Source organism: Pseudocitrobacter faecalis (genome assembly GCF_965231525.1).
Taxonomy (GTDB): domain Bacteria; phylum Pseudomonadota; class Gammaproteobacteria; order Enterobacterales; family Enterobacteriaceae; genus Pseudocitrobacter; species Pseudocitrobacter faecalis.
Genome location: NZ_CBDDNJ010000002.1, coordinates 1,282,166 through 1,303,149 on the forward strand (window position 1 = coordinate 1,282,166; position 20,984 = coordinate 1,303,149).

Annotated in this window: 18 protein-coding genes; all 18 read left to right on the plus strand. The window is 43.3% G+C overall.

The window, feature by feature from the left end:
* Window positions 1-6: 6 nt before the first annotated feature.
* The 18 genes from wzxC to ugd all read left to right on the plus strand — a co-directional run bounded on the left by wzxC (window position 7) and on the right by ugd (window position 20,838).
* Window positions 7-1,485 (plus strand): colanic acid undecaprenyl disphosphate flippase WzxC, encoded by a 1,479-nt coding sequence (wzxC, locus tag ACOXYR_RS06600; protein WP_108473754.1) that lies wholly within the window; start codon window positions 7-9, stop codon window positions 1,483-1,485.
* A 14-nt stretch (window positions 1,486-1,499) separates the two neighbouring features.
* Window positions 1,500-2,780 carry a colanic acid biosynthesis pyruvyl transferase WcaK gene (wcaK, locus tag ACOXYR_RS06605; RefSeq protein ID WP_421356313.1) on the plus strand — a complete coding sequence of 427 codons (1,281 nt, stop codon included), beginning with the start codon at window positions 1,500-1,502 and terminating at the stop codon, window positions 2,778-2,780.
* A complete protein-coding gene (wcaL, locus tag ACOXYR_RS06610) occupies window positions 2,777-4,003 on the plus strand; it encodes a colanic acid biosynthesis glycosyltransferase WcaL (RefSeq protein WP_407731300.1) in 1,227 nt (408 codons plus the stop codon). The genes wcaK and wcaL overlap by 4 nt, the downstream gene beginning before the upstream one ends.
* A 6-nt stretch (window positions 4,004-4,009) precedes the next feature.
* Window positions 4,010-5,401 (plus strand): colanic acid biosynthesis protein WcaM, encoded by a 1,392-nt coding sequence (wcaM, locus tag ACOXYR_RS06615; RefSeq protein ID WP_421356314.1) that lies wholly within the window; start codon window positions 4,010-4,012, stop codon window positions 5,399-5,401.
* Between the two features lie 146 nt (window positions 5,402-5,547).
* Entirely contained in the window at window positions 5,548-6,441 is an 894-nt protein-coding gene (galF, locus tag ACOXYR_RS06620; protein WP_108473758.1) for a GalU regulator GalF, read from the plus strand.
* 327 nt (window positions 6,442-6,768) lie between these two features.
* Window positions 6,769-7,164, plus strand: coding sequence for an FAD synthase family protein (locus ACOXYR_RS06625; RefSeq protein WP_350435612.1), 396 nt, complete (start codon window positions 6,769-6,771; stop codon window positions 7,162-7,164).
* A complete protein-coding gene (locus ACOXYR_RS06630; protein WP_421356315.1) occupies window positions 7,161-8,309 on the plus strand; it encodes a CDP-glycerol glycerophosphotransferase family protein in 1,149 nt (382 codons plus the stop codon). Before ACOXYR_RS06625 ends, ACOXYR_RS06630 begins: the two co-directional genes overlap by 4 nt.
* Window positions 8,310-8,313: 4 nt before the next feature.
* Complete coding sequence (locus ACOXYR_RS06635; protein ID WP_421356316.1) at window positions 8,314-9,369, plus strand: glycosyltransferase family 4 protein; 1,056 nt, start codon at window positions 8,314-8,316, stop codon at window positions 9,367-9,369.
* A 1-nt stretch (window position 9,370) separates the two neighbouring features.
* A complete protein-coding gene (locus ACOXYR_RS06640; protein ID WP_421356317.1) occupies window positions 9,371-10,768 on the plus strand; it encodes an oligosaccharide flippase family protein in 1,398 nt (465 codons plus the stop codon).
* A complete protein-coding gene (locus ACOXYR_RS06645; protein WP_421356318.1) occupies window positions 10,768-11,928 on the plus strand; it encodes an EpsG family protein in 1,161 nt (386 codons plus the stop codon). The genes ACOXYR_RS06640 and ACOXYR_RS06645 overlap by 1 nt, the downstream gene beginning before the upstream one ends.
* A gap of 2 nt (window positions 11,929-11,930) precedes the next feature.
* Window positions 11,931-13,025: a glycosyltransferase gene (locus ACOXYR_RS06650; RefSeq protein WP_421356319.1), complete on the plus strand. Its 1,095-nt coding sequence runs from the start codon at window positions 11,931-11,933 to the stop codon at window positions 13,023-13,025.
* A 15-nt stretch (window positions 13,026-13,040) separates the two neighbouring features.
* The gene (fnlA, locus tag ACOXYR_RS06655; RefSeq protein WP_350436558.1) at window positions 13,041-14,075 is read left to right on the plus strand and encodes a UDP-N-acetylglucosamine 4,6-dehydratase/5-epimerase; all 1,035 of its coding nucleotides are present in this window, start codon (window positions 13,041-13,043) and stop codon (window positions 14,073-14,075) included.
* A 1-nt stretch (window position 14,076) separates the two neighbouring features.
* Complete coding sequence (wbjC, locus tag ACOXYR_RS06660) at window positions 14,077-15,183, plus strand: UDP-2-acetamido-2,6-beta-L-arabino-hexul-4-ose reductase (RefSeq protein WP_350436576.1); 1,107 nt, start codon at window positions 14,077-14,079, stop codon at window positions 15,181-15,183.
* On the plus strand, window positions 15,180-16,310 hold the full coding sequence (gene wecB / locus ACOXYR_RS06665) for a non-hydrolyzing UDP-N-acetylglucosamine 2-epimerase (protein ID WP_350436559.1): 1,131 nt from the start codon (window positions 15,180-15,182) through the stop codon (window positions 16,308-16,310). The genes wbjC and wecB overlap by 4 nt, the downstream gene beginning before the upstream one ends.
* Window positions 16,310-17,509 (plus strand): glycosyltransferase family 4 protein, encoded by a 1,200-nt coding sequence (locus ACOXYR_RS06670; RefSeq protein WP_350436560.1) that lies wholly within the window; start codon window positions 16,310-16,312, stop codon window positions 17,507-17,509. The genes wecB and ACOXYR_RS06670 overlap by 1 nt, the downstream gene beginning before the upstream one ends.
* A complete protein-coding gene (locus ACOXYR_RS06675; protein WP_421356320.1) occupies window positions 17,509-17,916 on the plus strand; it encodes a WbuC family cupin fold metalloprotein in 408 nt (135 codons plus the stop codon). Before ACOXYR_RS06670 ends, ACOXYR_RS06675 begins: the two co-directional genes overlap by 1 nt.
* A gap of 117 nt (window positions 17,917-18,033) precedes the next feature.
* On the plus strand, window positions 18,034-19,440 hold the full coding sequence (gene gndA / locus ACOXYR_RS06680) for an NADP-dependent phosphogluconate dehydrogenase (RefSeq protein WP_108473768.1): 1,407 nt from the start codon (window positions 18,034-18,036) through the stop codon (window positions 19,438-19,440).
* Window positions 19,441-19,671: 231 nt separating this feature from the next.
* Window positions 19,672-20,838 carry a UDP-glucose 6-dehydrogenase gene (gene ugd, locus ACOXYR_RS06685; RefSeq protein ID WP_113857210.1) on the plus strand — a complete coding sequence of 389 codons (1,167 nt, stop codon included), beginning with the start codon at window positions 19,672-19,674 and terminating at the stop codon, window positions 20,836-20,838.
* Window positions 20,839-20,984 lie beyond the last annotated feature (146 nt).

Genomic DNA, 20,984 nt, shown 5'->3' on the forward strand with positions numbered 1-20,984 from the left:
ACGGGTATGAGCCTGAGAGAGAAAACCATCAGCGGCGCGAAGTGGTCGGCCATGGCGACCGTCATTATCATTGGCCTGGGGCTGGTGCAGATGACGGTGCTGGCGCGCATCATCGATAACCACCAGTTCGGTCTGCTGACCGTGTCGCTGGTGATTATCGCGCTGGCGGATACGCTATCTGATTTCGGTATCGCGAACTCGATTATTCAGCGTAAAGAGATAAGCCACCTTGAACTCACCACCCTGTACTGGCTGAACGTCGGGCTGGGCGTGGTGGTGTGCGTGGCGGTATTTGCCCTGAGCGGGGCGATTGCCAGCGTGTTACATAACCCGGATTTACAGCCGCTGATCCAGACCTTATCGCTGGCCTTTATTGTGATCCCCCACGGGCAGCAGTTTCGCGCGTTGATGCAAAAAGAGCTGGAGTTCAACAAGATTGGCCTGATTGAAACCAGTTCGGTGCTGGCGGGCTTTACTTTCACCGTGGTGTCGGCGCACTTCTGGCCGTTAGCCATGACCGCTATCCTCGGTTATCTGGTCAACAGCGCAGTGCGTACGCTGCTGTTTGGCTACTTTGGCCGCAAAATTTATCGCCCGGGGCTGCATTTTTCGTTGGCGAGCGTGTCGTCTAACCTGCGTTTTGGCGCCTGGCTGACGGCGGATAGTGTCATCAACTACGTGAATACCAACCTCTCAACGCTGGTACTGGCGCGTATTCTGGGGGCGAGCGTCGCGGGCGGCTACAACCTGGCCTACAACGTGGCGGTGGTACCGCCGATGAAACTGAATCCGATTATCACCCGCGTACTGTTCCCGGCATTTGCCAAAATCCAGGACGACACGGCCAAACTGCGCGTCAACTTCTACAAGCTGCTTTCTGTGGTCGGCATTATCAACTTCCCGGCGCTGCTCGGGCTGATGGTGGTGAGCAACAACTTTGTGCCGCTGGTTTTTGGTGAGAAGTGGGTGAGCATCATTCCGGTGCTGCAACTGCTGTGCGTGGTGGGGCTGCTGCGGTCGGTGGGGAATCCGATTGGTTCGCTGTTGATGGCGAAAGCACGCGTCGATATCAGTTTTAAATTCAACGTTTTTAAAACCTGCCTGTTTATCCCGGCGATCATCGTCGGCGGCCAGTTGGGCGGTGCTATTGGCGTCACGCTGGGCTTCCTGCTGGTGCAGATTATCAACACCATTCTGAGCTATTTCGTTCTGATCAAACCCATTCTGGGCTCCAGCTACCGTGAATACATTCTCAGCCTGTGGCTACCGTTTTACCTCTCTTTGCCCACGCTCGCGGTGAGCTACGGCCTGGGGTGGGCGCTGAACGGTCAACTGCCGCTGGCGTTACTGTTGGCAACACAGATTGCCGCGGGCGTACTGGCTTTTGTGGCGATGATTGTGCTCTCCCGCCATCCGCTGGTGGTGGAGATGAAGCGCCAGCTGTGCCGTAACGAGAAAATGAAAACGCTGCTTCGCGCAGGCTAATTTTTGAGGTCATTATGAAATTATTGATTCTTGGCAACCACACCTGCGGCAACCGTGGCGACAGCGCCATTCTGCGCGGGCTTTTAGATGCCATCAACACGCTCTCGCCTGAGGCTGAAGTGGATGTGATGAGCCGTTATCCGGTGAGTTCCTCCTGGCTGCTCAATCGCCCGGTGATGGGCGATCCGCTCTATTTGCAGATGAAAGCGCATAACAACGCGCCGGGCATGGTCGGGCGAGTAAAAAAAGTGCTGCGCCGTCGCTATCAGCACCAGGTGCTGCTCTCGCGCGTGACCGACAGCGGCAAGCTACGCAATATCGCCATTGCCCAGGGCTTTACCGATTTTGTGCGTCTATTGTCCGGTTATGACGCGATTATCCAGGTGGGCGGCTCGTTCTTCGTCGACCTGTATGGTGTGACGCAGTTTGAGCACGCGCTGTGTACCTTTATGGCGAAAAAACCGATTTATATGGTCGGCCATAGTGTCGGGCCGTTCCAGGCACCGGCGTTTAACCAGATGGCAAACTATGTCTTCGGACATTGCGACGCCCTGTTCCTGCGCGAGTCGGTCAGCCTTGATTTGATGAAACGCAGCGATATTGACACCTCGAAAGTGGAGAAGGGCGTTGATACCGCCTGGCTGGTGGATCATCACAATGACAGCTTTGACGCGAGTTACGCCGTACAGCACTGGCTGAATGTCGCGCAGCAGCAGAAAACCGTCGCCATTACCCTGCGTGAACTGGCGCCGTTTGATAAGCGCCTCGGCACCACGCAGGAAGCCTACGAAAAAGCGTTTGCAGGCGTGGTCAACCGCATTATCGCCAGCGGCTGGCAGGTGATGGCGCTCTCTACCTGTACGGGCATCGACAGCTATAACAAAGATGATCGCATGGTGGCGCTTAACCTGCGTAAACATATTCAGAACCCATCGCGCTACCACGTGGTGATGGATGAGCTTAACGATCTCGAAATGGGCAAACTGCTGGGCGCCTGTGACCTGACGGTCGGTACACGTCTGCATTCAGCGATTATCTCCATGAACTTCGGAACACCGGCGATTGCGATTAACTACGAACACAAATCAGCGGGCATTATGCAGCAGCTGGGTATGCCGGAAATGGCGGTGGATATTCGCCATCTGCTGAACGGCGACCTGGAAGCGATGGCGGCGGACACATTAAGCCAGCTTCCGACACTGGTACCGCGCCTGAACGAAGCGGTGGCACGTGAGCGTGCGGCGGGGCTGGCGATGGTCGAATCGGTATTAACGCGCATCGGGGAGGGGAAATGAAGGTTGCTTTCTTCTTGCTGAAATTCCCGCTGTCGTCTGAAACCTTTGTGCTCAATCAGATTGTGGCCTTTATCGAAATGGGCCACGAGGTCGAAATTATCGCTCTGCAAAAGGGCGATATGACCAACACTCACGCGGCGTACACCCAATATAACCTGGCCGCGAAAACCCGCTGGCTGCAGGATGAACCCACGAGTACGGGGGCGAAGTTTCGCCACCGTGCGATGAGTACACTGCGCGGATTGCATCGCCCGGCGACCTGGCAGGCGCTGAACATGAAGCGTTACGGTCACGAAGCGCGCAACCTGATCCTCTCGGCCATTTGTGGCAATAACCCTCAACCGTTCCGCGCCGATGTGTTTATCGCTCACTTCGGCCCGGCGGGCGTCACGGCGGCGAAACTGCGCGAACTGGGTGTGATACGCGGCAAAATCGCCACCGTTTTTCACGGCATTGACATCTCCAGCCGCGATGTACTGAATCACTATACGCCGGAGTATCAACAGCTTTTTCGGCGGGGCGATCTGATGTTGCCGATCAGTGACTTATGGGCGAAACGCTTGCAGGGAATGGGCTGCCCGAGTGCAAAAATCGCTGTCTCGCGGATGGGTGTCAATATGGATCGTTTTGCCCTGCGTCCGACCAAAGCGCCAGGTGAGACATTGCAAATTATCTCCGTCGCCCGCCTGACCGAGAAAAAAGGGCTGCATGTAGCGATTGAAGCGTGCCGTCAGTTGAAAGAGCGCGGTGTGGCGTTTCACTATCGCATTCTCGGCATCGGCCCGTGGGAACGCCGCCTGCGCACGCTTATCGAACAGTATCAACTGGAAGGGTACGTGGAGATGCCGGGCTTTAAGCCCAGCCACGAGGTAAAAGCAATGCTCGATGAGGCGGATGTCTTTCTGCTGCCGTCGATTACCGGCGCGGATGGCGATATGGAAGGCATTCCCGTCGCGCTGATGGAAGCGATGGCGGTAGGTATTCCGGTGCTCTCCACCGAGCACAGCGGTATTCCGGAACTGATAGACGCTAATGCGTCCGGCTGGCTGGTGGCGGAAAACGACGCCCCCGCACTGGCAAACAAACTCAGCGAACTGCGCCATCTTGATGAGCCGACGCTGCGCCCGGTGCTGCAACGCGCCCGCCAAAAAGTTGAAACCGAGTTCAATCAGCAGGTGATTAACCGCCAGCTTGCGAGCCTGCTGCAAACCCTTTGCTATTGAGGTTGCATGGATAAAAAATTCTCCCGACGACGCTTCCTGTCGGCAGGCGCTACGCTTGCCGCCATTCCTCTGCTACACACCCCCGCTGCGCGCGCGCTGGGGCGTAATGATGCAGTCGATATCCGCAACTATCTGGTCGGTAATGACTGGATCCGCGCATTTCGTCAGGCGTTTGACGACGCCGATATTATCGACGTTCCTAAGGGCGTGGTTTGCGACAATATCAACACCGGTATCATCATGCCGCCGGGTAAAACGTTGCAGGTTAACGGTAGCCTGAAAGGCAATGGTCGTGGGCGTTTTGCGTTGCAGGATGAGTGTAAAGTGGTGGGGGAGGGGAGCCTCAATAATATTACCCTCGACGTTCGCGGATCTGACTGCACCATCGAAGGGCTGGAGATGAGTGGTTTCGGCCCGGTGGCGCAAATTTACATCGGCGGCAAACAAAAAAGGACGATGCGCAATCTCACTATCACACGCATCAATGTTAACCAGGCTAACTACGGCATTTTACGCCAGGGATTCCATAATCAACTCGACGGCGTAAAAATCACCCACAGCAAATTTAGCCACCTGCAGGGTGATGCCATTGAATGGAACGTCGCGATTAACGACAAGAATATCCTTATCTCTGACCATGTGATTGACCATATCGATTGCACCAATGGCAAGACCAACTGGGGCATCGGCATTGGGCTTGCGGGCAGCACCTACGATAACGACTACCCGGAGCACCAGGCGGTGAAAAACTTTGTCGTCGCCAATATCACCGGCAGCCACTGTCGACAGTTGGTTCACGTCGAAAACGGTAAACACTTTATTATTCGTAATATTAAGGCACGAAATATCACCCCGGAATACAGTAAGAAAGCCGGAATTGATAACGCTACGGTAGCAATATATGGCTGTGATAATTTCGTTATCGATGGTGTGGGTATGGTTAATAGTGCGGGTATGCTAATTGGCTATGGTGTTATCAAAGGGAAATATCTGTCGATACCGCAGAATTTCAGGGTGAATAATGTGCGGATGGATAATCGCCAATTAACGCTGAAACTGCGGGGAATACAGATTTCATCGGGCAATGCGCCGTCGTTTGTGGCGCTGACTAACCTCGACCTGAACCACGCATCCCTGGAGATTCACAATAAACCACAACACATTTTTATGCGTAATATCAAAGTGATGCAACCCAAAGTGCGCGGGCCCGCGTTACAACTTCACTTCGACTTACGCAAGGATGTTCGCGGAAAATTTATGGCCAAACACGAGACGCTACTCTCAATGTCAAATATTCAAGCAATCAATGAAAATGGCCAGCAGTCTGCGGACATTGACCTTATTGATCAGTATGTTGTCAATGTCGATGCGCTGAATTTTACCCTACCCAAACGCTGAATTTTTAGCCGAACCCACCTCTTCAGACGCATTCTCGGATTGTATCCAGAGATTTAGTGGTCTTTACCCGATACTATGAGAAAACATAGTGGATCAAACATCGTTAATAGCTATAATTCATCAACCGTATATAGGTGGACACGAAAATGGTTAATTTGAAAGCAGTCATTCCGGTAGCCGGGCTGGGCATGCATATGCTCCCTGCCACCAAGGCCATTCCTAAAGAGATGCTACCAATCGTTGACAAGCCGATGATCCAATACATCGTCGACGAAGTTGTTGCTGCAGGGATCAAAGAAATCGTCCTGGTCACCCACGCTTCTAAAAACGCCGTGGAAAACCACTTCGACACCTCCTACGAACTGGAAGCTCTGCTTGAGCAGCGCGTAAAGCGTCAGCTACTGGCAGAAGTTCAGTCCATTTGCCCGCCGGGCGTAACCATTATGAACGTCCGCCAGGCACAGCCGCTGGGCCTGGGCCACTCCATTCTGTGCGCGCGTCCGATCGTTGGCGATAACCCGTTCGTGGTTGTTCTGCCGGATATCATTCTTGATGGTGCGACTGCCGACCCATTGCGTTATAACCTTGCTGCCATGGTGGCGCGTTTCAACGAAACAGGCCGCAGCCAGGTGCTGGCGAAACGTATGCCGGGCGATCTTTCTGAGTACTCTGTTATTCAGACCAAAGAGCCGCTAACCGTAGAAGGTAAAGTGAGCCGTATCGTCGAGTTCATCGAAAAACCAGACCAACCGCAAACGCTGGATTCCGACCTGATGGCCGTAGGGCGCTATGTGCTTTCCGCTGACATCTGGGCAGAACTGGAAAAAACCGCGCCGGGTGCCTGGGGCCGTATTCAACTGACGGATGCTATTGCCGAGCTGGCGAAGAAACAGTCCGTTGACGCGATGCTGATGAGCGGCGACAGCTACGACTGCGGCAAGAAAATGGGTTACATGCAGGCTTTTGTTCAGTACGGGCTGCGCAACCTGAAAGAAGGGGCGAAGTTCCGGAAAGGGATTGAGAAGTTGCTTTCAGAATAAGACACTACGCAACAACACGGAATGTTGGTGAGTAACAGAACGGCAGATGATTGTGGTTGAGGAACTCTCATTTCACAGCAGCTGCCGTTTTTGCTTTTAAAAACAACAACTAAAATTAGTGATTGCGCGGTGTTTTTTGATAAAAAATGCCGGATTTCTCCTTGTCTTACACAGGGATTGCGCCCAAAATAGTGGGCTAAATTGGTGGGCGAGATTCGATGCAAACGTGAAGGTTTGTGGGGAGCTGGTCCACGACATACTGAATTTTGTGCAGTGCACTGGTAGCTGTTGAGCCAGGGGCGGTAGCATACCTTTAGTGAGATAACTATGAAGAGAATTATTACTTTTGGTACATTCGACGTCTTTCATGTTGGTCATGTAAATATACTCGAGCGTGCAGCTTCCTTAGGCGATTATTTGATCGTTGGCGTCAGCTCGGATAATTTGAATTTTAGTAAGAAAGGCCGTTATCCAATATATTCTCAAGGTGAAAGATGCAAAATTATCAGTTCATTACGTTTCGTGAATGAAGTATTTATTGAAAACTCACTTGAGTTAAAAAAAGAATATATAACGCAAAATAATGCTGATGTATTGGTAATGGGAGATGATTGGCTGGGGAGGTTTGATTGGGTTAGTGATGTCTGTGAGGTGATTTATTTGCCAAGAACCCCTTCAGTATCAACAACTGAAATTATTGAGGTTGTTAAAGCTCTGAAATGAACAAAAAAATAATAAAACTATCAAAACTAATATTATCTGTGCTGAACGGGTTGATTCCTAAAAAAAACAATAGGGTTTTGTTTAAGAGTGTCCCCGATTATGCTGGTAATTGTAAGGCTTTAAGTGATTATATATTAAAAGAACATCCAGAATATGAAGTTGTTTGGTTATATTCTAAATATAAAAGCGATGAAGGGAGAATTAATTGGGTAAAGAAAGGAACGTTTCTCGGGTATTGGTATGTTTTTACTAGCAAATATATAGTTACAACGCATAACGAGATGATAGGCGTTAAAGCATTTAATCAAGTATATTTAAGTCTATGGCATGGGATGCCACTAAAAAAAGTCTGTTACCTAGCAGATAAAGAAGTTATGTTGATGGAATCATTTTCGGCAAAGAGAATCGCAACATCAGAGATAATGCGTTCTATAATCGCCTCTGCGTTTAATGAGCGAGTTGATAATGTTATTGTAACAGGACAGCCACGTAATGATTTTCTTTTTGATAAAAAAGATTTTGATTTTTTAAGCGAGAGAGAATATAAAAAGATTGTTTTGTTTGCACCAACATTTAGACAGAACTCATATGTTCATGATAAAACGGATGGCGCCAAGATCGAAAATGCAAATTTTCTTCGTGTTCAGGATTTTGACTTAGGTAAGCTTCAAGAGTTTCTGAAATTAAATGACGTATTATTATTGGTCAAGCTACATCCATTCGAAGAAAATGCTCTAAATGGTATTGAATTTCCAGATAATATAAAAATAATAAAAAGTGAAGGATTTAACTCGCATGGGTATGATATTAACCACTTGCTTGCAATATCGGATTGCCTAATAACCGATTATTCGTCAATATATTTTGACTATTTAATTCTCAATAAACCCATTGGGTTTCTTATTCCTGATTGTGAAAGTTATATAAATAGTCGTGGTGGATTTACATTAGAGCCCATAAGTTTTTGGATGCCTGGCGAAAAATTATCTTTGCAATGTGAGCTTATAGATTTTTTGAATACTGTATTAATAGAGCTAAAGGATTCACATATATTAAATCGTACGCAAGTTAATGATGCATTAAATACATATAAAGATGGCTTCAATAGCAAACGAGTATTCGATATTTTTATAAATGGGCGGTAAGCAAATGTGCTATGATATTGTTTTTATTACAAATATACCGTCTTTTTATAAAATCAACTTGTATAATATATTGGCAGAGAAATTGAAAATAAAGGTTATCTTTATTTCTACAACATCTGAAATTAGGAAAGGAGATTTTTATAAGGGGAATATGCATTTTGAACACGTGTTCATAAGTGATTCAAGCTACGAAACAAGGTCAAAGCTACGTTGTTTAATGAAAATATCTACCATTCTAAATGGATGTAACTATAGAAAAATAGTTTACCCAGGGTGGGAAGTTAAGGAATTATTTTTCCTTTCATTACTTACATCTAAAAAAAGTAACTGTGTTGCCGTTGAAAGCTCCATTTTGGAGACTAAAAAAACGGGAATAGTGTGGTGGGTAAAAAAGATATTTTTAAAAAGAATGTCTACGGGTCTTCCATCCGGAGATTTACAGGCCGAAATTTTCAGACTGATGGGATTCAAAGGACAACTTGTTTATACAAATGGAGTCGGTGTTCTTAACGAGAGCTTTTATAAAAAATCAAAACATCAAAGTAAAGAAATAAATAGTTCACTCAACTATTTATATGTCGGTCGCATTTCAGAAGAAAAAAATCTCAAGCTTTTATGTGAGGTTTTCTCATCAAGTGCTCGACGTCTAACAATTGTCGGATATGGGCCGCAAGAAGAAGAATTGATGGAAAAATATCATAAGGATATTGTTTTTTTAGGTGAAAAGAATAACGATGAATTAAAAAAAATTTATGAAGAACACCAGGTCTTCATCTTGCCATCAAAGTCTGAACCTTGGGGGCTTGTTGTTGAAGAGGCTCTTTGCTCAGGGCTGCCTGTTGTGGTTAGTGATATGGTGGGCTCGAAAAATGAACTTGTTACCAATAAAAGCACTGGTGTCATTTTTAAATATGATGATAAGAAATCATTATTGACGGCATTAGAAAAAATAGAACAGAACTATGTTTTTTATAAACATAGTGTTAATCAGATTGATGTGCAGGCGTTGCTCTACGAAAAAATAACCCCCTATTTTAAACTAACGAAGGGGGAGATATAAATTGAAAAACATTAAAAACTTTTTTAATTACGCACTCGGCGATTTGTTTGTGAAAGGGATTCTTTTTATTTCACTGCCCTTGCTTACTAGGGTTATGTCTCCAGAGCAGTATGGCAAATTATCAATTCTGAATACAGCAATTCTTATTTTATATGTATTGACAAGCCTTAACTTACAAAGTGCGATATTAAATCGCTACATGAAAGACAAAAATGGCTTTTCTATCTACTTAAGTACCTGCGTCATATTTTTGATTCCATTTCACATATTGCTATTATTGCTTACTCCCATTTATGCAGCACCGCTCAGTGAACTTCTTGGATTCTCACCAGCCGATTTTAACTTCGTTCTGATTATTTGCATTATGCTGTCATATATATTTATTTATACTAGTTATTTACAGGGGGCTGAAAAGGGAGCGGAGTATGCAAAGATTAATGTTATTAATAAAATTGGTGAGTTAGCGTTAATTTTTATCTTTGCACTTTATTTATCTAGTGATCAGTATTTGTCAAAGATCTATGCCCAATTGATAATCACTGTACCGTTATTGATTTACAGCTTTTATAAGCTTAGAAGGTTTATGGTACTAAGATTTAATATGGATGAGCTTAAATCTGCATTATTATTTTCTGTGCCTTTAATAATTCATGTGCTATCAAATTCACTTCTTTCACAAGTTGATAGAATAATCATTAATAATACTCTTGGTAGCGGAAGTGCAGGTATTTATTCATTTTCTTACAATTTAGGAATGTGTGTAATTGTATTGATAATGGCTTGGAATTCGTCATGGCAGCCAAAGCTGTACCAGTTGATAAACGATAGGGATTCAGAATCAATCAAAAAAATTCAACAAGCAAGCACTCTGATATTCTTCATTATTACATCTTCATGTATTCTTTTCTCAAAAGAAATGGTTCTCATCATGTCCAGTGAGGAATACTATTCAGGTATATATATTGTTCCGCTAATAATCATGGGGAATGCATTAATACATATTTACTTGATGTACGTGAATTTTGTTTTCTTTGAAAAGAAAACTCTTTTAATTTCAGCGACAACGTTCATAGCGTTAGCAGTGAATATCGCTGCAAACTATGTACTCATACCTTTATATGGAATTATGGGTTCGGCTATTGCTACCGTGATAGCTTACCTTTTCTTATGTATTTGTCACTTCATCTCTGCAAAATATATAATTAGCCTTTTTGATTCGTCATTAATAAATATTAAAATACTATTCTTGTTTTTTGCTGGGATGCTTATTGCTTATTCATTATCACTGATATTAGATGATTTAGAATGGTACAAAGCTCTTATAATTAAAGTTATGTGCGTTTCTTTGATGTGTTTTTATATCATTTGGAATAAAACATATAAAGATTTGGTGGCTTAATGTCGTGGATCATCTATTTTACTATTAATATCATATGCGGATTTCTGGATGTAGTAAAGGTTAGGCCGCAAAGGTTATTATTATTTATTGCGTCTATTAATATTATTATATTTATAGGCTTCCGGTACAAACTCGGTGTCGATTGGGCTGTATATGAAGATTTATTCGTAGGAAGGGTTGTTTACGTTCCATTTGAATATGGATATGTTTTATTAAACAATTTATTCTCTTTTATGGGAATAGGGTTTTGGGCTTGGGTATTTTTTATAACTTTATTCTCTTTATACACATTCATTCGTTTTTATAAAGAGTTTAGTCCGACGTACGTTTTCTGTCTTACATTTTATTTCATTCTTAGTTTTGCTTTTAATATTGAAGCTCTAAGGCAAATTATAGCTGTCGCAATTACTTTGTGGGCAGCGATTTATTATATGAATGATAAGAAAATAAAGTCTTTGATTTTTGTTATTTGTGCATCATTTATGCATGTTTCTGCATTATTTTTATTGTTGATACCCTTAATCGATAATAAAATATTTCGCAATATGGCTCTGCCCACTATTTTTATTGGCGCAATTCTCGCAGCTTTAAGTGTTTATCCAATCGATGTGTTGATAAACATAGTATCTTCATACATCTCTAATCCATATATATATAAGATTAAAATTTACACGTTGGGTAGCAATGTTAGTAGTATATTGACACTGAATCTTGTCTTTAAATTAATTATACTTGCTTTTCTATATATAAATAGAAAAAGCATCATTCAGAACTCAAAGGTTAAAATATCGAATAATGTATTTAATACTATTGTTTCCTTATTCTATCTGATGTTAGTAGTTGATATATTTTTAGGTAAATATGGTTCTATTAGATTAAGATTAGATGAGTATCTAAATCCTTATTTTATATTAATACTATCCTTTATAATTATTTATGCAAAAAATAAAGTATATAGTCAGTTAATGATAGTGGTTATCATTTGTTATTCATTAAGTAACATATTGAAGTTTTCACAAAATGACTACTTTATTAAACAGTTTAGATATTCCAATTCACTTGTAAATTACTTTAATCCAGATCATTCTCACGATTTGAAGCGTGAACGAGAAGTAATTGCACATTGGTTGGAACGAGATAAAATTATCATTGATGAATAACCATGAAGAAAAAACTTGTTATTGTTTCTGCTGCCCTTGAGGGTGGTGCTCTCACAATTCTGACTCAATTTCTTAATTCCATACCGTTAGATAAAAAAAAATCGTATGTGCTTTTTGTATCTGATACGCTAAAATTAAGCCAGATAGTTGAAGGTTTTGAGTGCTATTACATAGATACTAGCAAATGGTCTCGTAGAATTTACTATGATTTTTATGGTTATTCACTACTAATTCGACGTTTAAAACTAAGCGTCGAAGTCTGTATCAATTTTCAAAATATTCCTTGTCGGTTAGATAAAATAAAACAAATTGTTTATATGCATCAATCATTACCTTTTTATGAGCATAATTGGAATATTTTTGATAAGTCAGAATTAAAATACTGGTTATATAGTAAGTTTTACGCTTATTTCATAAAACTTTATAAGGAAAGTGCGAATTATTTCATTGTCCAAGCTAATTGGATTGCTGATGCATTATCTAAAAAAATAACATATAACAGAGAAAATATTTTAGTCTTTAAACCAGGTGTTTTAGATATTTTTCAAGAAATTAGCGATGACCCTTGTAATCTAAATGAAATGAAGTTTATTTATCCCGCGGCTGATTATAAGTATAAAAATCATGATGTCGTCATAGATGCAATTCATCATTTAGGATCTGAGTACTTAAAAAGAAATAATATTGTAATTCTATTTACAGTAGGTAAAGATTCACGGCTGAAATCAAAAGTCGATTGTTTAGGTTTATCTAAGCATATTTTATTTATTGGTTCTAAGAGTGCAAAAGAATTAAATGACATTTATAACTCTTCATATTCACTTATCTTTGCAAGCAAGATCGAATCATTCGGGCTACCATTGGTCGAGGCTGCATGTAAAGGACTTTACATAATTGCGCCTTCTTTGCCCTATGCTAAGGAAGCTATTGAAGATTATGATCACGTTTACTTTGCAGATCCTGACGATGTTTCTATGTGGGTTGATGCAATAAAGAAATCTATTGAGCAGAGAAGCAAAGTAAGAGCTAAGTTTAGTTATAAAGATGATTGGGATACTTTTAATTTATTTATTGAAAGTGTTTGTAAAAATAATTAAGTTGTAGGGGTCGAAATGTTTACTGATAAGGTTTTATTAATAACCGGTGGTACTGGTTCATTTGGAAATGCTGTATTAAATCGTTTTTTAGAAACTGATATAAAAGAAATAAGAATTTTTTCGCGAGATGAAAAAAAACAAGATGACATGCGGAAAAAATATAATAACGCTAAGTTAAAATTCTATATTGGTGATGTACGTGATTATTTCAGCGTACTCAATGCTTCTCGAGGTGTCGATTTCATTTATCATGCTGCAGCATTAAAACAAGTACCTTCTTGCGAATTCCATCCGATGGAAGCGGTTAAAACGAACGTTTTAGGTACTGAGAATGTTCTTGAGGCCGCAATTTCTAATGGAGTAAAACGGGTTGTTTGTTTGAGTACCGATAAAGCTGTCTATCCTATCAATGCTATGGGTATTTCCAAGGCAATGATGGAAAAAGTAATGGTCGCTAAATCGCGCAATGTCGATGGTTCAAAAACAGTCATTTGTGGTACACGTTATGGCAACGTAATGGCGTCTCGTGGTTCAGTTATTCCATTATTTGTTGATCTTATTAAAGCTGGTAAGCCAATGACAGTAACGGATCCTAATATGACCCGTTTCATGATGACTCTTGAAGATGCTGTCGATTTGGTTCTATATGCATTTGAGCATGGTAACAACGGCGATATTTTTGTTCAAAAGGCACCGGCTGCAACCATCGAAACACTCGCTATCGCTCTTAAGGAACTGCTTGATGTAAGCGAACATCCAGTGAACGTAATCGGTACGCGCCATGGCGAGAAACTTTATGAAGCTTTGCTTAGTCGTGAAGAAATGATTGCTGCAGTTGACATGGGTGACTACTACTGTGTACCGCCAGATCTCCGTGATCTTAACTATGGAAAATATGTTGAGCACGGTGATCGTCGAATTTCTGAGGTTGAGGATTATAATTCTCACAATACTGTGCGATTAGATGTCGAAGGGATGAAAACCTTACTTCTTAAATTACCTTTTATTCGTGCGCTGTGTGAAGGTAAAGAGTATGAGTTGGATTCATAATATGAAAATACTTGTCACAGGGGCTGAAGGTTTTATCGGTCGAAATCTATGCTTTCGTCTCCAGGAAGCAGGATATAACGAATTGATTAAGATCGATCGCAACACTTCAACAGAAGACTTGGAGCATGGTCTGAAGCAAGCAGACTTCATTTTTCATCTTGCCGGTATCAATCGGCCTGAGAATGAAAGTGAGTTTGAAGAAGGGAATAGTAACCTTACGAAATATATTATTGATATTCTCCAGGAAAATAACAAAGCTATTCCTGTCATGCTAAGTTCATCGATACAAGCAGAATCTAATAATGCGTATGGGAAGAGTAAGGCATCTGCAGAAAAAATTATTCAACAGTATGGCATAACAACCCAAGCACCTTATCATATCTATCGCTTACCAAATGTATTTGGTAAATGGTGCCGTCCAAATTATAACTCTTTTGTGGCAACATTTTGTCATCGTATTGCGAACGATGAAGATATTACAATTAATGACCCGTCGGCAGTTGTAAATCTGGTATATATCGATGATTTTTGTACTGATGCATTAAAACTACTATCTGGTAACGTTGACGCAGGCTACAGAACATTTGGTCCGATTTATTCTGTCACGGTAGGTGACGTCGCTCAGCTTATTCATCGATTCAAAGAAAGCCGCCAAACATTGATTACTGAAGATGTGGGCGAAGGGTTTACCCGAGCATTGTATTCAACATGGTTGAGCTATTTGTCACCAGAGCAATTTGCCTATACGGTTCCTTCTTACAGCGATGACAGAGGTGTATTCTGCGAAGTGCTCAAAACGAAAGCTGCTGGGCAGTTTTCATTCTTTACGGCACATCCAGGAATTACACGCGGCGGTCATTATCACCATTCTAAAAATGAAAAATTTATCGTTATTCGCGGCAGTGCTTGTTTCAAATTTGAACATATTATCACAGGCGAGCGATATGAAATTAACGTTTCATCTGATGAGTTTAAAATTGTAGAAACAGTCCCCGGATGGACACATGACATTACTAATAATGGCTCAGATGAGCTTGTTGTAATGCTTTGGGCAAACGAAATATTTAATCGTTCAGAACCAGATACTATAGCGAGAGTTTTATCGTGAAAAAATTGAAAGTCATGTCAGTCGTTGGAACTCGCCCTGAAATAATTAGACTCTCCCGTGTTCTTGCGAAATTGGACGAATATTGTGATCATCTTATCGTCCATACCGGACAAAACTACGATTATGAACTGAACGAAGTCTTTTTCCAGGATTTGGGGGTTCGCAAGCCTGACTATTTTCTCAATGCCGCAGGGAAAAATGCAGCAGAGACCATCGGGCAAGTCATTATTAAAGTTGATGGGGTTCTTGAGACAGAACAACCAGAAGCGATGTTAGTGCTTGGTGACACTAATTCCTGTATATCGGCAATACCGGCGAAGCGCCGCAAAATACCGATCTTCCATATGGAAGCGGGTAACCGTTGTTTTGACCAGCGAGTGCCAGAAGAGACGAACAGGAAAATAGTCGATCACACGGCTGATATCAACATGACTTACAGTGATATTGCTCGTGAGTATCTTCTTGCGGAAGGGATCCCAGCCGATCGAATTATTAAAACAGGTAGTCCGATGTTTGAGGTTCTCACTCATTACATGCCGCAGATCGATAGTTCTGATATCCTTTCTCGCCTGAATTTAACCAGTGGCAACTTCTTTGTTGTTAGTGCTCACAGGGAAGAAAATGTCGATACGCCTAAGCAACTGACAAAACTGGCAAACATTCTCAATACCGTAGCTGAAAAATACGATATGCCGGTCATTGTTTCGACGCATCCGCGTACCCGAAATCGTATCAACGAGAACGGCATTCAGTTCCATAAGAATATCTTACTGCTCAAACCATTAGGTTTTCATGATTACAACCATCTTCAAAAACATGCGCGAGCTGTTTTGTCGGATAGTGGGACAATTACAGAAGAGTCATCAATCATGAACTTCCCCGCCATCAATATTCGTGAAGCACATGAACGACCGGAAGGTTTTGAAGAAGGGGTGGTAATGATGGTTGGTCTTGAACCTGAACGAGTTCTACAAGCGCTGGAGATTATAGCTACACAGCCTAGAGGAGAAGAACGCTTACTTCGTCAGGTGAGTGACTACAGTATGCCTAACGTGTCAGATAAAGTTGTACGTATTATCCATTCATACACTGATTATGTTAAGCGAGTCGTCTGGAAACAGTACTAATGAAACTTGTATTAATCATTGATGATTATTTACCCCATAGCACCCGCGTTGGGGCCAAGATGTTTCATGAATTAGGCCGGGAACTGTTGCGAAAAGGCCATGATGTTACGGTAATTACACCCGATATCAATTTGCAATCCGATTTTTCGAACGACGTGATTGAAGGTGTCAAAGTTTGGCGTTTTAAAAGCGGCCCGCTGAAGGATGTCGGAAAAATTCAGCGAGCAATAAACGAAACGCTTTTATCTTTTCGCGCGTGGCGTGCTCTGAAACATCAGATTGAACAAGATACTTTCGATGGTATCGTTTATTACTCGCCCTCTATTTTTTGGGGGGGGCTGGTTAAAAAGATAAAAGAACGCTGCCATTGCCCGGCTTATCTGGTCCTGAGAGATATGTTTCCGCAGTGGATTATCGATGCCGGTATGTTGAAAGCCGGTTCCTTAATTGATCGATATTTCAGATATTTCGAAAAAAAGTCCTACCAACAGGCTGAGCGTATTGGGTTGATGTCTGAAAAAAATCTTGAAATTTTTTCCCAGACTAACAAGGGCTATCCTTGTGAAGTATTGCGTAATTGGGCATCGATGAGCCCAGTCTCTTTGAGTGATAGTTCTCTTTCACTTCGTCAGCGCTATCACTTGGTAAATAAAGTCATCTTTTTTTATGGCGGAAATATCGGGCATGCGCAGGATATGGCGAACCTCATGCGCCTGGCACGTGGTATGATGCGTTATCCAAATGCCCATTTCCTGTTTATAGGACAAGGTGATGAAGTCGATTTAATTAACTCACTCGCTGTCGAATGGAACCTTACTAATTTCACTCATTTACCTTCAGTGAACCAGGATGAGTTTAAGCTGATTTTATCCGAAGTCGATGTTGGATTATTCTCACTTTCATCTCGTCATTCCTCGCATAATTTCCCTGGGAAATTATTGGGATACATGGTTCAGTCCCTTCCGATTCTGGGCAGTGTCAATGCCGGGAATGATTTGCTGGACCTGGTGAATGCCCACAAGGCAGGACTCATTCATGTTAACGGTGAGGATGATAAACTTTTAGAATCTGCGCAATTGCTATTTAATAATTCAATTTTAAGAAAGCAGCTTGGACAGAATGCTAATGATTTATTAACCTCCCAATTTTCGGTTGAATCGGCAGCACATACTATCGAAGTCAGACTGGAGGCGGGGTAATGCGTTTAATCGATAGCAGCATTCTGGCTGAACTTTTTCACAGTGCAGAAAACTCTGAACGTTTACGATCTCATTATTTATTGCATGATTCTCACCAAGAAAAGGTTCAGCGCTTGCTGATTGCTTTTGTTCGCGGCAGCTACGTCGAACCCCATTGGCATGAACTATCACATCAGTGGGAAATGTTTGTCGTTATGCAAGGCCAATTAGAAGTCTGCTTGTATGATGCAAATGGGAAAGTTAAAAATCGATTTTTAGTTGGGCAAGGGAGTGAAACCTGCATTGTCGAGTTTGCTCCTGGCGACATTCACAGCGTTGAGTGCTTGTCTCCTAAAGCCTTGATGATGGAAGTCAAAGAGGGTCCATTTGATCCTTCCAGAGCAAAATCGTTTATTAACAGGGCATAAGAACTCCTGACAGTATGGCATCTTCCGCTATCTACTTTTACTCAACCTGAGTTACCATCTAAGTCACATTCAAGCCGTGCATAAGTGCATGGTGACCACCCCTGACAGGAGTACATAATGTCCAAGCAACAGATCGGCGTAGTCGGTATGGCAGTGATGGGGCGCAACCTGGCGCTCAACATCGAAAGCCGTGGTTATACCGTCTCCATCTTTAACCGCTCCCGTGAAAAAACCGAAGAAGTTGTTGCCGAAAATCCAGGCAAAAAACTGGTTCCTTATTACACGGTACAGGAATTCGTCGAATCTCTTGAAACCCCTCGTCGTATCCTGTTGATGGTGAAAGCAGGTGCGGGCACCGATGCCGCGATTGATTCCCTGAAACCGTATCTCGATAAGGGCGATATCATCATTGATGGCGGTAACACCTTCTTCCAGGACACCATTCGTCGTAACCGTGAACTGTCCGCTGAAGGTTTCAACTTCATCGGTACCGGTGTCTCCGGTGGTGAAGAGGGCGCTCTGAAAGGCCCATCCATCATGCCTGGTGGTCAGAAAGAAGCCTATGAGCTGGTCGCCCCAATCCTGACCAAAATCGCTGCGGTTGCTGAAGACGGTGAACCGTGCGTGACCTACATTGGCGCTGATGGCGCGGGTCACTATGTGAAAATGGTGCACAATGGCATCGAATACGGCGACATGCAGCTGATTGCTGAAGCGTACTCTCTGCTGAAAGGTGGCCTGAACCTGTCTAACGACGAGCTGGCAACTATTTTCACTGAGTGGAACGAAGGCGAACTGAGCAGCTACCTGATCGACATCACCAAAGATATCTTCACTAAGAAAGATGAAGACGGTAATTACCTGGTTGATGTGATTCTGGATGAAGCTGCCAACAAAGGTACCGGTAAGTGGACCAGCCAGAGCTCTCTGGATCTCGGCGAGCCGCTGTCTCTGATCACCGAATCCGTATTCGCGCGTTATATCTCCTCTCTGAAAGATCAGCGTGTTGCAGCGTCTAAAGTGCTTTCGGGCCCGAAAGCAGAACTGGCTGGCGACAAAGCGGCTTTCGTTGAGAAAGTTCGTCGCGCACTCTATCTCGGTAAAATCGTTTCTTACGCGCAGGGCTTCTCTCAGCTGCGTGCCGCGTCTGACGAATACAACTGGGATCTGAACTACGGCGAAATCGCGAAGATCTTCCGTGCTGGCTGCATCATTCGCGCCCAGTTCCTGCAGAAGATCACTGATGCCTATGCTGAAAATGCCGGTATCGCAAACCTGCTGCTGGCACCGTACTTCAAAAATATCGCTGATGAGTATCAGCAGGCGCTGCGTGACGTGGTTGCTTACGCTGTTCAGAACGGTATCCCGGTTCCGACCTTCGGCGCTGCGGTTGCCTACTATGACAGTTACCGTTCCGCGGTACTGCCGGCTAACCTGATTCAGGCTCAGCGTGACTACTTCGGTGCGCATACCTATAAACGTACTGATAAAGAAGGCGTATTCCATACCGAATGGTTGGACTAATCCGAAATAAATAATGAAGCCCGGCGATGCCGGGCTTTTTTTTGCGTTCAATTCTTATTGCTTTATCGTATTGTCTTAATATTAATTTAATATCGACGATTTATTCTCTCTGAAGAAAGTCCGAATTGTTTGTAATTCTATTGCAGTAAATACGTTAACGAGTTAAAAATTTTGAAACGTATTGATGTGATATCACATTATAAATAATTAAGTTTATTCTGAGAGTGTACAATGAAAGTTACCATCTCTGGTACAGGCTATGTCGGCCTCTCAAACGGCCTGCTGATTGCGCAACACCACGACGTTGTGGCGCTGGATATCATTCCCTCACGTGTGGAGATGCTTAACCAGCGCATCTCACCCATTGTCGACAAAGAAATTCAGCAGTATCTGGGCTCTGGTGAACTGCGTTTTACTGCAACCACTGATAAATACCTGGCTTATCAGAATGCTGACTACGTTATAATCGCGACGCCAACGGATTACGACCCTAAAACTAACTATTTCAATACCTCCAGCGTTGAGTCGGTTATTCAGGATGTTATTGAGATTAATCCGCAAGCCGTCATGATCATTAAATCAACGGTGCCGGTAGGTTTTACGGATTCGGTAAAGAAGAAATATGCCACTGATAATATTATTTTCTCGCCAGAGTTTTTGCGTGAAGGTAAAGCATTGTATGACAACCTTCACCCCTCGCGGATCGTGATTGGTGAGCGCTCAGAGCGCGCAGAGCGTTTTGCTCGTATGCTCCAGCAGGGCGCGATTAAGCAAGACATTCCTACGCTGTTTACCGATTCGACAGAAGCAGAGGCGATTAAACTCTTTGCCAACACCTATCTGGCAATGCGTGTTGCTTACTTTAATGAGCTGGATAGCTACGCGGAAACCCTGGGACTCAATTCCCGCCAAATCATCGAAGGTGTTTGCCTGGATCCTCGCATCGGCGATCACTATAACAATCCCTCCTTTGGATATGGCGGCTACTGCCTGCCGAAAGATACCAAGCAGCTGCTGGCAAACTATCAATCGGTGCCTAACAACATCATCTCCGCCATTGTCGATGCTAACCGCACGCGCAAAGACTTTATTGCCGATGCGATTCTGGCGCGTAAGCCGAAAGTTGTCGGCATCTATCGCCTGATCATGAAAAGCGGCTCTGATAATTTCCGAGCCTCCTCCGTGCAGGGCATCATGAAACGGCTGAAAGCGAAGGGGATCACGGTGATTGTGTACGAACCGGTGATGAAAGAGGATGAGTTCTTCAGTTCGCGGGTCGTTCGCGATCTGCAAGCTTTCAAGCAAGAAGCGGATGTTATCGTTTCTAACCGTATGGCTGACGAGTTAACGGACGTAGCAGAAAAAATCTACACGCGCGATCTTTTTGGCAACGATTAAACTAAAATTTTTCACAAGCTGAATGTCTGAGAAGACGGGCGTTCAGCCTTTTTTCTGATTCTTTTCAGGTTTCTCTGTTTTTGGTGAAAATCCTATAGAAATTCGGATTGCTCCAGGTAAACTGGTGCCCTCGTGGGTATTTCTGT